12 protein-coding genes are annotated in these 15,162 nt (G+C 27.8%); 3 read left to right on the forward strand and 9 right to left on the reverse strand.

Annotated elements, in window-relative coordinates:
* Positions 1 to 50: 50 nt before the first annotated feature.
* On the forward strand, positions 51 to 575 hold the full coding sequence (locus tag MPF19_RS14415) for a thioredoxin family protein (RefSeq protein ID WP_249988789.1): 525 nt from the start codon (positions 51 to 53) through the stop codon (positions 573 to 575).
* A gap of 96 nt (positions 576 to 671) precedes the next feature.
* Here the strand turns inward: MPF19_RS14415 and MPF19_RS14420 are convergent, their stop codons facing one another.
* On the reverse strand, positions 672 to 1,448 hold the full coding sequence (locus MPF19_RS14420; protein ID WP_249988790.1) for a M90 family metallopeptidase: 777 nt from the start codon (positions 1,446 to 1,448) through the stop codon (positions 672 to 674).
* Positions 1,449 to 1,670: 222 nt separating this feature from the next.
* Between MPF19_RS14420 and MPF19_RS14425 the strand changes: the two genes are divergently transcribed.
* The gene (locus MPF19_RS14425) at positions 1,671 to 4,028 is read left to right on the forward strand and encodes a sensor histidine kinase (RefSeq protein ID WP_249988791.1); all 2,358 of its coding nucleotides are present in this window, start codon (positions 1,671 to 1,673) and stop codon (positions 4,026 to 4,028) included.
* A gap of 138 nt (positions 4,029 to 4,166) precedes the next feature.
* Here MPF19_RS14425 and MPF19_RS14430 read toward each other — a convergent pair whose 3' ends face one another.
* The 7 genes from MPF19_RS14430 to MPF19_RS14460 all read right to left on the reverse strand — a co-directional run bounded on the left by MPF19_RS14430 (position 4,167) and on the right by MPF19_RS14460 (position 12,281).
* The gene (locus MPF19_RS14430; protein ID WP_249988792.1) at positions 4,167 to 4,682 is read right to left on the reverse strand and encodes a GNAT family N-acetyltransferase; all 516 of its coding nucleotides are present in this window, start codon (positions 4,680 to 4,682) and stop codon (positions 4,167 to 4,169) included.
* Positions 4,683 to 4,818: 136 nt separating this feature from the next.
* Entirely contained in the window at positions 4,819 to 7,221 is a 2,403-nt protein-coding gene (locus tag MPF19_RS14435) for a M1 family metallopeptidase (RefSeq protein ID WP_249988793.1), read from the reverse strand.
* Positions 7,222 to 7,326: 105 nt separating this feature from the next.
* The gene (locus MPF19_RS14440) at positions 7,327 to 10,074 is read right to left on the reverse strand and encodes a Kelch repeat-containing protein (protein ID WP_249988794.1); all 2,748 of its coding nucleotides are present in this window, start codon (positions 10,072 to 10,074) and stop codon (positions 7,327 to 7,329) included.
* A 78-nt stretch (positions 10,075 to 10,152) separates the two neighbouring features.
* Positions 10,153 to 10,695: a GFO_1091 family lipoprotein gene (locus tag MPF19_RS14445; protein WP_249988795.1), complete on the reverse strand. Its 543-nt coding sequence runs from the start codon at positions 10,693 to 10,695 to the stop codon at positions 10,153 to 10,155.
* 119 nt (positions 10,696 to 10,814) lie between these two features.
* Complete coding sequence (locus MPF19_RS14450) at positions 10,815 to 11,321, reverse strand: GFO_1090 family protein (protein WP_249988796.1); 507 nt, start codon at positions 11,319 to 11,321, stop codon at positions 10,815 to 10,817.
* A gap of 41 nt (positions 11,322 to 11,362) precedes the next feature.
* Positions 11,363 to 11,785 (reverse strand): PG0215 family putative anti-sigma factor, encoded by a 423-nt coding sequence (locus MPF19_RS14455; RefSeq protein ID WP_249988797.1) that lies wholly within the window; start codon positions 11,783 to 11,785, stop codon positions 11,363 to 11,365.
* A complete protein-coding gene (locus MPF19_RS14460; protein ID WP_165731238.1) occupies positions 11,772 to 12,281 on the reverse strand; it encodes a GFO_1088 family ECF-type sigma factor in 510 nt (169 codons plus the stop codon). Before MPF19_RS14460 ends, MPF19_RS14455 begins: the two co-directional genes overlap by 14 nt.
* 160 nt (positions 12,282 to 12,441) lie before the next feature.
* Here MPF19_RS14460 and MPF19_RS14465 point away from each other — a divergent pair, with 160 nt between their 5' ends.
* Positions 12,442 to 13,935 (forward strand): GFO_1087 family putative carboxy terminal peptidase, encoded by a 1,494-nt coding sequence (locus MPF19_RS14465; protein WP_249988798.1) that lies wholly within the window; start codon positions 12,442 to 12,444, stop codon positions 13,933 to 13,935.
* Between the two features lie 240 nt (positions 13,936 to 14,175).
* Here MPF19_RS14465 and MPF19_RS14470 read toward each other — a convergent pair whose 3' ends face one another.
* The gene (locus tag MPF19_RS14470) at positions 14,176 to 15,144 is read right to left on the reverse strand and encodes a patatin-like phospholipase family protein (protein WP_203392439.1); all 969 of its coding nucleotides are present in this window, start codon (positions 15,142 to 15,144) and stop codon (positions 14,176 to 14,178) included.
* Between the last annotated feature and the right edge of the window lie 18 nt (positions 15,145 to 15,162).

The raw sequence follows: 15,162 nt of genomic DNA on the forward strand, positions 1-15,162 counted from the left end.
ATTATTGAGACAGTACAAAAAAAAACATTTTAAACATTAAAAAAACATCTATGAAAACTAAATTTCTAGCACTTTTTATAACTTCTTTATTCGCTTTTAATCAACAAGTTTCCGCACAAGAAAGCACAAAAAATTTATTAGAAAATGCGCAAGAGCTTGCAAAAAAAGAAGGGAAATCTATTTTTATAAAATTTGAAGCCTCTTGGTGTAGTTGGTGCCATAAAATGACCAAAGACATGCAATCTAAAAATACTAAAAAGTTTTTTGATGACAATTATGTAATTGTACCTATTGTTGTTAAAGAATCTGCAAAAAATAGAAATTTAGAAAATCCAGGTTCTCTAGAAGTATTAAAAAAGTATAATGGAGATAAAGCTGGCTTACCTTTTTGGTTAATTTTAGATGCTAATTTAAAAGTAATTACAGACTCTAATGATGCTAATAATCAAAATTTAGGAGCTCCAGGAAGTGCCGAAGAAGTAGCGGTCTTTATCAAAAAAATAAAGAAATCTGCCAAAAAGGTTACCCAAAAGGATATCGAGAATATTACAAATCAATTTGTAATGAAAAAATAACACAAAATAAACTTCTTTTTGACTTTAGTAAGAGCCGAAAAGAAGTTTATTTTTATAGTTAAAAGGTATACTTAATCTACCTTTTAAACCATTATCTCATTTCACAAAACAAGCTTCTAGCATTGTATACAATTCTGGATGCTTTCTTTTAAACAACTTAGGTCTTTCAAAAAAATATTCTCCTGCAACGGCTAAAAATTCAATTTCTGAGGTGCCACCATAATTTCGAATATCTGATTTGTCATTATTAATAGCTTCCATTTCTTTATGAATTATCTGTAAATAAGGAATTGTAAATTGTTTATCTAACAAAGCAGCCGGAATGCCATCTATAACCCCATCTGCTTTGTCTAATAAATGAATAAATTCATGAATAGCAGTATTGCCTTTGTCTGTTTTATTTTGAAAACCCAGATGTAATGCCTTTCTAGATAAAATCATTTGATTTTCGAAACGTCCCGTACCTACCAAACCACCTATATTTCTGCCTTCGGTTTTACTGCTAAATTGCAGGTCTTCATCAAAATAATCTGGATAAATTAATACCGTATATAAATTCGCATAATGCCATGTTGGAAATCTAAAAACAGGAATTACCGCACTGGCTGCAATTAACAACTTATCTAACTCTTCTAGTTTAAAATGAATGGCTTCTATATTTGTTACTTCTAAGAAATAGACCATCTTAGCACAAAATAATTTTTGTTCTTTATGGGTAAGTTTCTTATAGAAAAGTACATTATCTGCTAATCTTTGATGCCAATGCGTTGGAATTACCCCTTTTTCTAAAGGAATTATTTTTTCCTTTTTATTAGGTTTTAAACTCATATACAAAATAATGAGTAGTATAATAATTGTAATAAAATAAAGCATTGTATTTTTTTAGAAACGGAAATCTACAACATCTCTTTGATTTCTACTATCATAAATTCTCTAAATAATTATAGAGCACTTAAAAACAAACCTTAATAAATACTTTACTATTTAAGACTTTTACTATACATTTAAAATCTAAATAATTTAGAATTTCACTATGTTAAAATAAATTATTACTTTATAAAACAACACCGTTTTATTTTTCTTAAAAAACTAATAATGAAATTTATAAATATTAAAAAACTATTCCTTTTCTTAATTCCTTTGTCTTTAATTAGTTATTTAATTATTCATAATTATTATAGAATAATTACTGAAAATCAACTAGAAATTATTAAAAATGGAGCAGTTAATGATTTAAATTCTAAAGGGATTATAATTAATGATATGTACAGGTCTTTGGCAACGGATATTGATCTTATTCATTGGGAATTCAGTAAAGATTTTGCAGGAGATAATCAACCTAAAAAAGAAAAACTTAAGGAGTTTTTTCTTCATTTATCAAACCTACAAACTACTTACGATCAGGTTCGATTTATTGATACTTTAGGTCTTGAAACGATTCGTGTAGATTTTGATAGCATTAATGCGGCTAAAGTGAAAGAATATAATAAACTTCAAAATAAAAGCAATCGTTATTATTTTAAGAATGCTGTAAAAGTACAAAAAGGTGATATTTATTTTTCTAATATTGATTTGAATATGGAATATGGAAAAATTGAAACTCCATACAACCCGGTGCTTAGAGTTGCAAAAAAAGTATATACACCAAATGGAAAGTGGAATGGCTTAATAGTAATTAACTATTTTATGGATAATTTGTTTCATAAATTGGCTACACAGAACAAGGGAGAATATGCAGATTTTGAGCTTAGAACTGAAGAAGGATTTAGTTTAATCTCTAAAAACAAACACAACAACTTTGCTCATATTACGTCAAATTCTGATAGTTTGACATTATATAAAACAGAGAAAAAACTATGGAATGAGATACACCAACATGCTACTGGTAGTTACACCAATAAGAATTTTATTTATGTCTATAAAAAATTAACAATAGATGATAATAGTATAAAAAACAACTCTTACAAAGACAATAAAGCCCTTATTCTTATTCATAAAATAGACATTGAAAAGATTAAAAAAGACAAGTTTATTTACGTTGCCTATAAATGGATTTCCTTTATTATTATTGTTCTTTTAATTCTATTTCTTCTAATAGGAAATCAATATTACAACTACAAATTACAACTTCAATATAAAAAATTACAACACAAAAACAACCAGCTAGAAAATCTAAAAAATAAGCTACAAGAAACCTTACGCATTAAACTAGATGAATTAAAACTTACCGAAAGAAAATTTTATTCCATATTTAACAATGCAGGTATAGGAATTACATTATTAGATTTGAAAGGGAAACCCGTATTTACAAATAAAAAATTAATGGATGTTTTAGGATACTCTGAAAAAGACCTTACTAAAATGACCTTTTCAGATTTCACACATCCAGATGATTTAGAAAATGATTTAGATAAATTTAATAAATTAATTAATAGAGAAATTGATGCTTATAATATAGAAAAACGATATATAAGAAAAGACAAAACGGTTATTTGGGGAGATTTATATGTTTCTTTATTAGTTAATAAAGAAAACGAAATTATAAATGTAATTGGTGCTGTTAGTGATATTACAGAACGTAAAGACGCACAAAAAGAAACAAAGAATCTTAAAAAAGTTATAAAGAGTCTAAATTACATTGCAAAGGTTTTAAATATTGACTCTGTAGAAAATATTTCGGAAATAAATGAATCTATAAATTTAGTAGCACACATTGAAAAACAATCGAAAGATATTTTAAATGCCAATAAAGCAAGAGAAGAACTTTTGGTGAATTTAGAACAGAAAAACACAGATTTAAACAATTATGCTCACATTGTTTCTCATGATTTAAAAACACCTTTACATAGCATTTATACTTTGCTTAATTGGATTGAAGAGGATTCAGAAAATAAACTTTCAGAAGAAAGTAAAACCTATTCTCAATTAATTCTAGAAAATCTAGAAAAAATGGAATCTTTAATTACTGGTATTTTAAAATATTCTAGCATTGATAATGTAGATATGCCTGAATACGAAATTAATACCTATGATTTGGTAAATGATATTATAAAATTAATGATTATACCAGATTCTGTTGAAATTAAAGTAGCTGCAGATCTGCCAATGATAAGAGGTAATAAGCATAGAATTCTTCAAGTCTTTCAAAATTTGCTACAAAACGCAATAAAAAGCATCATTACCGAAACTGGTAAAATAGAGATTGGTGTAAAGGAAACTGATCTGTTTTGGGAATTTTACATTAAAGACAACGGAAAAGGTATTGATGAAAAATATTTTAAAAAAATATTTGAATTGTTTCAAAGTATAGACGGTAGTGAAAGTAAATCTGGAATTGGGCTTTCTATCGTTAAAAAAGTAATTCAATTTTATAAAGGAAAAATTTGGGTTGAAAGTGAAGTTGATAGAGGTACCACATTTTATTTTACGCTACCTAAAGCGTCAAACTTGTAAAATATCGCCAACTTTTTTAACCGTATTTTGGGCTTCTTAGTTCTTTTTAGAAAAAAATTAAATATTAAAAATATAGTTTTTGTTATGCCTTATAAAGTAAAAATGTACTAATTCCCTATCGAATTTTATATTGAGTTTTTAGTATTTTAAATACATAATATGATTAGGATTGGTATGCGTATCAGATATTTTAAAATCAAATGCTCCAGCAATTTTAAAACCCATTTTATGATAAAACTTTACTCCCTTTTTATTCTCTGTCCAAACTGCCAACCAAATACCATTCTGATTATTTTTTTTAGATAATTCTAAATTAAAATTAAATAATTGTGCACCTAGCTGCTTACCATGAAAACTTTCTAAAAGGTATATTCTGTCTAGCTTTGTAATGTTTGTATCGGCTATATTTTTGTTGGTAGTATCTAATTCAATTTTAGAAAAACCTGCAATAATGGTATCAATATAAATAAGATAATAATGTACTTTACTGTTTTTTAACTCTGTAAGAATAGTTTCTTTCTGATATGCTTTATCAATATAAAGTTCAATATCTTCTTTAGAAGCACTATGCCCATGAGATTCTAGAAAGGCTTGTTTTCCAGTAGCTATAATAACATCGCAATGCGTTGCGTTTGCTTTTATAATTTCCACCATTTTATTTTATTTATTACAGTCTAATTTAACCAATAATTTTCATCATTTATTATTCAGATTGGCAATTGGTGCTACTAAATTATTTTTTATGTTTTGGATATCCATTTGGGCTTATAAAAAATATGAATATTTTATACTACAGTAACTTAGCCATTGCTTCCTTAATAATTTCAGTATTTCTAATTTTATTTGAAGTGTTTTTGGTTTTTTGATCATTTATCATGGTTCTCATTAAATTAATCACCACCTTATCAAAATTAAAAGATTTGTATTGGTTTCCTTTTACCACCATATCATCTACTAAATTCTGAATAGCTTCAGAATTATTGCTTTCTGAGATTTGTTTAAAGGCTTTTTGATACAAACTTTTTGTAGCATCATCACCAGACAAAAACATACCAGAAACGACACTTTTTGCTATAAAAGGCAATTCCTTTTCGTCATTTTCTTCTATATAAATGCGTGTTAAAGGCGTTGCTAATATTTTTTTAATTTCGTCTGGTAATTCTTTAGATTTTGCAATTGCAGTAGGTTTGTCTATATAATACATCGCTACCAAAGATTTTCCTATTACAGAATATGATTTACTTTCTAATCCTTTTACAAATATCGATTTCAATTCTGGATCTGTTAATTTCCCTAACGTTTCAATTGCTGCAGCCTGTACCAATGTTTTTTTATCATTATTGGCAATTTCCATTATTTTTGAAATGGCATCTTTTTTAGAAAACTTATTAATTAAATCTACTTTTTGTAAGGCCAAAATTCTAATTTTATAAGAAGGGTCGTTCATTGCATTTACAACTGCATTAAAAGCATCTTTTTCTTCTTGCTTCTTAGCTACTTCTAATAAAGCTTCTCTTCTATGTTGATAATTTTCAGCATTTTTTAATTGAAAAATATAATCACTTAACACCTTATTTTCTGTGATTTCACATAACAAAACACCATCTGCATTTATTTGAATTAATGTAGGTTGTTTTGCGTAAGGAAACGTAAAAGAAGCATCATTTCCATTCACAAACACATTATGTCTTGTTTTTTTACCGTCTTCGAAAACATCGATAGCCAAAGGAAATTTAAATTCATTTACATTTAATTGCAAAAGATTAACGGTTACTTTTTTCTGAATGGTGTTATAATCATAAGTAACATCAATTTTTGGGTGTCCAGCTCCAAAATACCATTGATTAAAGAACCAGTTTAAGTCTTTTCCTGTAATTCTTTCAAAAACCAATCTCAATTGATGTACTTCTGCAGCTTTGTATTTATTTTCATTTAAATAGGTTTTTAAACCTAAGAAAAAAGCCTCATCACCTAAATAATTACGCAACATGTGCAAAATGGAACCACCTTTATTGTAGGTGACTAAATCGAACATATCTTCTTTGTCTACATAATTATAACGTACCAAATGTTTGTCGGTATTTTGACCATTTAAATAAGCCTGACGGTCCTCAAACAAATGCATATCTGCATCTAATTTCCCGTACTTATGTTCTCTCCATAAATACTCGCTATAATTTGCAAAAGATTCATTTAAAGTTAAGTTAGACCAACTTTCTGAAGTTACTAAATCTCCAAACCAATGATGAAAAAGCTCATGTGCAATGGTATTTTCTTGTACATTTTCATCAATTAACTGTCCTGGAGTTTGATAGGCTTGTTCTCCATGAATTACTGCCGTTGTATTCTCCATAGCACCAGAAACATAATCTCTACCTACAATTTGACTGTATTTATTCCAAGGATATTCTACTCCTAAAATGTCAGAAAAGAAACCAATCATTTCTGGGGTTAGACCAAAAATATCTTTGGCATACGGAGCATATTCTTTTTCTACATAATAATCTACAGGAATATTTTTATACGAATCTTTAATAACCTCATACTCTCCTACTCCCATAAAAAATAAGTAAGGCGCATGCTTTTGGTCCATTTTCCAATAATCGGTTCTGTTTGTTCCGTTTTTAATTGAACTTTCTAATTTCCCATTAGAAAGTGTCACATATTTATCTGGAACGGTGATATAAATTTCTTGTGTAGTTTTTTGATTCGGACTGTCTATAGTAGGAAACCAACAGCTACTTGCTTCCGTTTCACCTTGTGTCCAGATTTGAGTTGGCTTGTTTTTGTCTAAACCATCAGCATTTATAAAATACAATCCTTTTGCATCAGTTATTGCTGCGCTTCCTTTCTGTTGTACTTTTTCTGGACGTGCAGTATATTTTATATAAAGTGTAAACTCTTCGTCTTTTTTATATTCCTTTGGTAAATCGATAACAATGCTAGCATCATCATAATTATAGTCTAATTTCTTATTATCTAAAGAAACTTGATGAATTAGCATCGCTTTCGCATCTAATGTAATTTTATTAGTTGCATAAAAGTGAGGTTTTGCAGTAACCCAAGCTTCCCCGTTTAATTGTTTTTCACTAAAATTAAAATCTACTTTTAATTTTGTGTGAACCAAACTGTGAATTTTATTTCTTTCTGGTTTATAGGTTTTATAAGTTTGAGAAAAACTTATTGAACTCATCAATATTAAAAGGAGAAATGAAACTTTTTTAATTATCATAAATAGTGTTATTAATAAAACAAAATTAGCAAATACGATACCATATAACGTTAATTACCCGTTAAACTAGTTCGGGTCATTAATAAAATCATAAACTTGAATATTAGAATTTATACTATAATTTTCATTCATGCCAAGACTAAAGTAGATTTTACCATTTTTTATAAACATAGAATGACTCAATAGTTTTTGCAGCATTGGTGTTTTCTCTGTCCAAGAATTTGAGATTAAATTATACTCATACAATCTATGTTCTATTCCCCCATCTGTATAACCACCACTAAAATATAAATTTCCATTAAAATATTTTAGAGCAACATTATTGTAAGTTCCTGAAAAATTCCTTGGTCTTCCTATATTGTTCCAAGTATCATTCGTAATATCAAAATAATATCCACTTCCTTGCACTGGATTTATAAATATTTTATTGTCTCCAAAAGTAATATTCTCAAAAGATATATTTAAATCTGATGGTTTATTTAAATCTTCAAATGTTTGATTTTTCAAATTATATTTTATAAAATTTATTTTATCATATTGTTTTGCATAAATAAAATCACCAACTACAATACCTGTTTTTATAATTATGTTTTTTAGATTTATTAGATTCCATTCTTTAGTATTTGTGTTGTAAGTATGTAACTGGCTTCCAATTGCATATTTTGCGATTCCATTTTCCAAAGAAACAAATGTGCTTTCTCCAAAAAGAGGGGTATTAAAAGGAGGCGAATTTGTATCGAAAACTTCCCATTTATTTTTTATTAACGAAAACTTAAAAACACCATCATTATTACAATAATACCAATTTTCTTCATCAGAAAAAGTAATGTGTTTTTTATAATAACGAACATCATTCTCAAAAGCATCTTCAAAAATATCATAAGGTTCGATACCATTAAAAGTACCTAAATCAAATTTTTGGTCACCACTTGAAGCTGTAATTTTAAAACTTGGTTTTAATTTATTAAAATAAGGTAATCTAAACGTAACTTTTTCATCTTCCTCACCTATTTGAAAAACATAAAAATTATCTGCAGTTATTTCTAGTTTTTTAAGATTTTTCCCTTGAATTTCATAAAGGTCTTTTCTGGTACCCATATTTTTATTTAAAGAAAAAACTTCTGTTTTTTTGATACTATATTCTATTTCATTAGATTTCTGTCCAGCAGTAATTATGTAAAGTTTATGCTTTCCTGCAGTTGTATTTATATTTAAAGGAAATTCTATTTTACTATTATTTAATGTATAAGCTGAATTTGATTGAAAAGGCACTTCTTCATTATCTATATAAACTTTTGTAAAACTTCTATATGCAAAATTATTTCCTGTTAAAATAATATGATCATTATATAAAAACTCTTCTTTATTTACCGAAGTTATTTCTGGTTTATGAATTTTAACCAATTTAGAATCTTCTCCAAACTGTGTTTTAATCTTAACCTCTAAACTACCAGGTGTTGTTAGATTATATCCCCAACTATAAAAATCAATGTCTAACCAACTATTTAGAGATAAACCTAAATTACCTGATACATCAACTTCACTTTTAACTCCAAATGTTTTTGCTCTTCCTCCTATTTCTATATCATCATCTAAAAAACTTTCTGTTTTTATCACAAAATTAGTTTCGTTTAAATGATAAATCTCTTTATTGAAACCTTTGATAACTGGAGGTTTTATTTGAACAGGTTCTTCAATCGTAAAGTCATTAAATTCTAATTTTACTTTTGGCTCTGTTTCGTTAAAATATCGGTCAATAAAAATTTTAACTTCGTTTTTTTTATGACTTACTATACTTTGCAAACTATTTCCTACATATACTTTTAATTGAGAGTTCTTCTGTTTAAAATAATTTCCTTTGATGGTTAAAGTGTCTAGAAAACCAACTGTTTGTGGCAATAAGCTCTCTATAAATGGAGTTGTTGTTTGAAAATATTTTTCCTTTTCAATTACTTTATCAATTACCTTTAATTTAAAATTTACTTTACCTATAGATAAATTTTTAGGGATTTTAACTGAAAAACTATCTATGGAATTACTATTTAAAACTTCTACTTTTATATTGTCTATCCAAACCTCAGAGATTGAGGAATGAATGTTTTTCCCATAAATGGTTAATTCATCTCCTATATATTTTTCTCCAGAACTTAAAGAATCTAAAATAGGTTCATCTATCGTAAATTCATCTTTTATTTGCGTGGTTGTGTTACAGGTTTTAAGAGTTAAAGAAAGTGTTGATTCTTTTAAATAAGCAGGAATAGTACCTTTAATTAAAGTATCTGATTCAGAAATAATATCTAATTGAGAAAATTGACCAAGGTAAACACTATTCCTAAAATCTTCTACACAAAAGTTTTTACCAATAATTTTAATTGTATCATTTATAAAACCATTTTTAGGTAAAATTTCATCTACTGTTATAATAGAAGTAAATAAACTTTTGAAAGTGATAGTATCTCCATAAATATATTTGTCTTGAAACTTAATAAATGGATAGGTTTTATAAATAGAATCTTTTAATAAACCTTGTGAAATAGCTGCTGTAAAATGAGATGCTTCTAAAACCCCAAAGTTAATTTTTCTTTTAGGAGTTGATTTTTTATACCAAAAAACACCATGTTCTTCTAAAAATTTATTTTTTGAGTCTGAAAATTCTAAATCAACTTGAGTTTTTAGAAAATTTTCATTATTCTCTAAAATAGTATGTGAAATAATTTTTGCATCTGGAATTACTTTTTCCTCAACACTTTCATTAGATTCACAAGAAATAATAAGAAAAAAGAGACATATTAATAAACTAATCTTTAAATTCATATTTTTTAACAAATATAATAACAAAAAAGCTGTAACTTCTAATGAAATTACAGCTTTTACAGATAAAAAAATTAAGTTCTATTTCCCTTTAAAAATGGCACTAAAATGATCTAGATTCACATTGTCTCCATCAAATTTAACGCTATTCATCATTTCTATAATTTTAGCAGGATTCATGTTATCGCCTAATAAACGGGCAACTCCTACTCCAATTTCATTACCATAACCAAAAGCAATTACTTCATCAATAGATTCTGTATCTCCAGTATAGTAAATGCTTACATTCATTCCTTGCGCTTTTAGAGACATTAAAGTTTTATAATCTTCATTATCTTTAAAAATACTTTTTAATTTTAATTTCTCAACTTCATACGCAGCTTCATTTCCTTTAATTGGTAAAGCTACTACGTTAACTTTTCGAATACTTTTTAAGGTTTCTTTTACTTCTTCGGAAACATCTTCAGACTTTAATTGTAAAAAACTTGTAGGAATATCTACAGTTATGAAACCCGATTTTTCTTGGCTTTCTACTAAATATCCTTGTAATGATTTTTCATTTTTACATGAAGTAATCATCAAGACAAGTAATAAAAGAGAAAGTATTTTGGTTGTGTTTTTCATGATTTATTTTAAGTTTTTGTTGATAAAAGTGCCTTTTTGAGCCCAGTTGAAAATTATTGCTATCGTTTTAGAACAGATAAAGTTTCCGACTGCGCTCAAACAGACTTCATTTTAATGCTTTATTTTTTAGAAAAAGTATCTGCTAATTCAGACATTTTATTAATGTCTATGTTTCCTGTTAAAGAAACAACTACAGCTTCTGCATTTCCTTTCGTTTGTTTATCAATACCTTTAATAAACATTAATACTTCACTCACAAAATCTTTATTTTTTGTAGATTTTACATAAATTTTTACACGAGAATTATCGTCTTTAATTCGCATTAATTGAGTTAAGTTTTGTTTTTTAATTGCAGCATTTGTCATCGCTTCCATTTTGTTTGCAATGCCAGTATCTTTCGTAGAAAACATTTTAAATTCCTTTAAGTCTTGAATCATCTGAAATACCTTCATACCTTCATTATCATCTACTTGTACATTTTTAAATTTAGAGATTAACTCAAAAGCATCTTTGGTAACTACTACCATATCTACTCCATTCATATCTTCTAAAGTGTCAAAAAAGGACTGTGCGCTTGTTACCATTGGGGCAACTACTAACGCTATTAATATTGCTATTTTTTTCATAATTTCTGTGTTTACTTGGTTTTACTATTGTTACTTGGTTTTTATTTTAATATTTTTTTTACGGTATCTTCATAAGTATACAAAGTTGCTACCGCTTGCTCTCCTTTTTTAAGATTGGCAGATAAAAGCATTAACCCTTTACTTATTTGATCGAATTGTTTTTTTGCTTGATATCTATCGTATTCATTTTTACCAATAAATACACTAAATAATAAGACTAATGATGCAGCTACAGACAACCATTTTAAGTTTCTCTTTTTAGATTTCTTAGGTTCTAACTTAATGGTTTTGGTGTACGTTTCATCTTTGCTAGTAGCAAAATAGTTAAACATGTATTCGTATTCTTGCAAATGTGGTGCAACAGACCCTCCTGTAAAATAGTTTCTTAAGGTTGTTTCTTCTTGCAAAGACGTTTCTGCGTTTTCGTATTTTTCTACTAATTTTTCTATGTTAGCTAACTCCATAGTTGTGTTTTTTAATTAATTGTTCTCTTATTGTTTTTCTTGCTCTAGATAATGCCACTCTTACTGCTGTTGGTTTCATATCTACCATTTTACAGATTTCATCAAAATCATATTGTTCAATATCTCTTAATTGAATAATAATTTTTTGTTGCTCTGGCAATGCTTCTATCAATTGGTGTACTTGGTTTACACTGTCTCGATGTTCTACTTGCTTATCTAAAGACGTATCTTTTTCTTTATAATTACTGTGTATTAATGTTAAATTACTTGCTTGTTTACTTTTTAACCGATCATAACAATAATTTTTAGTCATGGTCATTGCAAACGCTTCAACATTTTTATAATCAGCAATCTTTTCTTTGCTTTTCCATAATTTAAAAATCAATTCTTGCGTAGCATCTTCAGCTTCTTCTGTAGAAACTAAAAGTCTTTTTGCTAAACGGAAGACTTTGTCTTTAAAGGGTAAAACAACTTTTAAAAAGTCTGACTGGTTCATTTGGTTTTGGTTGATTGTTCTTGTAAACTCATAATAATTTTTACTTGTTATTATTGGGTCTACATAATTAAGACGATACACAATATATTTTGTTACAACATATTTTAAAAATAATACTATTTCTTTTTATCTTGCGTTATATTCTATAAATATTAAATTCATGAAGTTTAAATTATTCCCTAAAGTAATTGTCTTTTTTATAATTTCTGTACTCTTTTTTAATTGTACTAAAAGTGAAGATGGTATACCCGAAAACCTAGAAATAGAAAACTTTGTTTGGAGAGGTTTAAACGCTTATTATTTATGGCAAAATGATGTGCCAGATTTGGCAGATGTACGTTTTAGTAATCAGAATCAAATAAACAGTTATTTAGAAGGTTTTTCATCACCTGAAAATTTATTTGATAATTTATTATATACAGAAGCTAATGGCTATCCTGTAAATGAAAAGGGGTACGATCGTTTTTCTTGGATTGTTGATGATTATGTTGCTTTAGAAAACTCTTTTCAAGGAATAAACCTAAGCACAGGAATGGAGTTTGGCTTAAAACGCTATAATAGCAGTACCACAAATGTTTATGGCTACGTAAGATATGTAATTCCGACTACTAATGCCGAAATAAAAGGCGTAGAAAGAGGCATGATTTTTAATACCATAAACGGAACTCAATTAACAGACACAAACTATCAAAATTTACTTTTTGGTACTAACTCTAATTTAGAGATTGGTTTAGCAGATTATAATGCAGGAAACCCTAACACAAACGGAACAACGATTTCTTTAACTAAAGAAATCGTTACAGAAAACCCGGTTGCAATTTCTAAAGTAATTAATAAAGGAGGTAAAAAAATTGGTTACCTATTATATAATCAATTTTCTAGTTCTTTTGATGGCGAATTAAATGCAGCATTCAATGATTTTAAAACAGAACTTGTAGATAAATTAATTATAGATTTACGGTACAACGGTGGTGGCTCTGTTAGAACAGCAACCTATTTAGGTAGTATGATAAGCACACAACCTACTGATAACATTTTTTCTAAACAAGTATGGAATGAAAAAGCAATGAAAGTCTTTACTCCTGATAATTTGATTAATTATTTTACAAATGAAATTAATAATACCGATGAAAATGGAAGTGTTATTTTACAAGAGCCTATAAATAGTCTAAATCTTACTAGTGTTTATTTTATAGTTTCTGGTAGCACAGCTTCTGCATCAGAATTGGTTATAAATGCTTTAAGACCATATATAGATGTTAAACTTGTAGGTACAACAACAGTAGGAAAACAAGTTGGGTCTATTACTTTATATGACTCTGAAGATTATTCTAGAACAGGTGCTGATTTAAACACAAATCATACGTATGCAATGCAACCTATTGTATTAAAAATATCTAATAAAGACGATCAAGATGAAATTAATGGCTTTACTCCCGGAGTAACATTACCAGGAATTCAATTGGAAGAAGATTATAACAATTTAGGTGAATTAGGAGACCCAACAGAACCTTTATTAGCAAGAACTATAACTTATATTACTACCGGATCTAAAGGTGATTTTAAAACGAATGTTGAAGAATATTCTGAGATTTACAATTCTAAATTAGCAACTCCTGCAGGTAATAACATGTATGTAGATTTTAAAAAATAAAAATGAAATTATAATGATGGTATATGTAGATAGCGGATTATTAACCATTGCCATCATATTAATTTCTTTACAAATAAATCATCTCCGCTAGCGCGAGCGTCTCGCTCGTGCCAATACCGTTAACATTTTCTACTTAATACAAATATTATTGATTACAAAAGGCTCATATAAGCACTTTGTAACGTGCGTGTTATGTCTTACTTATTGAATTTTTGAGCGCAACGCTCTAGCTAATACTGCTTAGAAATTTAAGTTGTCTAAATCTTCTATACCTTCTTCTATTTCTTGATCGGTTAAAACATCGGGTCTAAATTCGCTCATTAACTCTTCTCTTTTAGACTTTGCGTATTTATAACCAGATTTCCACCATTTTCTCATTAATTTTTCATCAAAAACTAAAGAATTTGTAGTTAAAACCGTAGGTGTATAATATAAATTTAGCTTAATATTTTTATTTGTAGCTGCCAATTTACCAATGGTAATATTGTGTCTTTCTACGTGTGCTAGCATAAAATCGAATACATCAAACAATAAAGAAAACGGGTTTGTAGCAGGCAATTTATTAAACTGAGTAACTTCTGTTTCTAAAATAATGGCATCAATTTCTGTTGCTCCTCTTAATATGGCTTCTCTAATGGGAACTAAAGAACCAAAACCACCATCTGCATACTGACAATTATTTTTTTCTAACAAACTCATAAAAGGCACATAATTACAAGAACCCCAAATCCAATCACAAAAATCATCATAAGTACAATCATTTATAGACTTATATTCAATTTGATTGGCTGTTAAATTAGAAACCGTAACCACAACCTCTTTGTTGTTTTCTCTAATTTCATCGTATATTTCTTTGGTAATCTTGTTTTTTATTAAAGTCCGTAAGTTTTTACTTTCCCCAAAAGTTTTTCTTCCGTTTAAAAAGTTCCATATCGTATTTAAATGTCGAATACTAACTACTTTTTCTCCGGCTACTTTTTTAATTTTAAAAGGATTATTACTAAAAATAGTTTTTTGGTTTACGTTGGTATATAACTCTTTTAGCTCATCTAATTTACCTAAAGCTAGGTGAGAAACCATTAAACTTCCTGTAGACGTTCCTATATACAAATCGTAATCTTTGTTTTCTTTCTTCATTAAATATTGTGCAACTCCTCCTGCAAATGCTCCTTTACTTCCTCCTCCAGAAATTACCAATGCTTTTTTCATTATCTAAAAATGATTTGT

It is taken from the genome of Polaribacter sp. Z014 (genome assembly GCF_023555435.1).
Classification (GTDB): Bacteria; Bacteroidota; Bacteroidia; order Flavobacteriales; family Flavobacteriaceae; genus Polaribacter.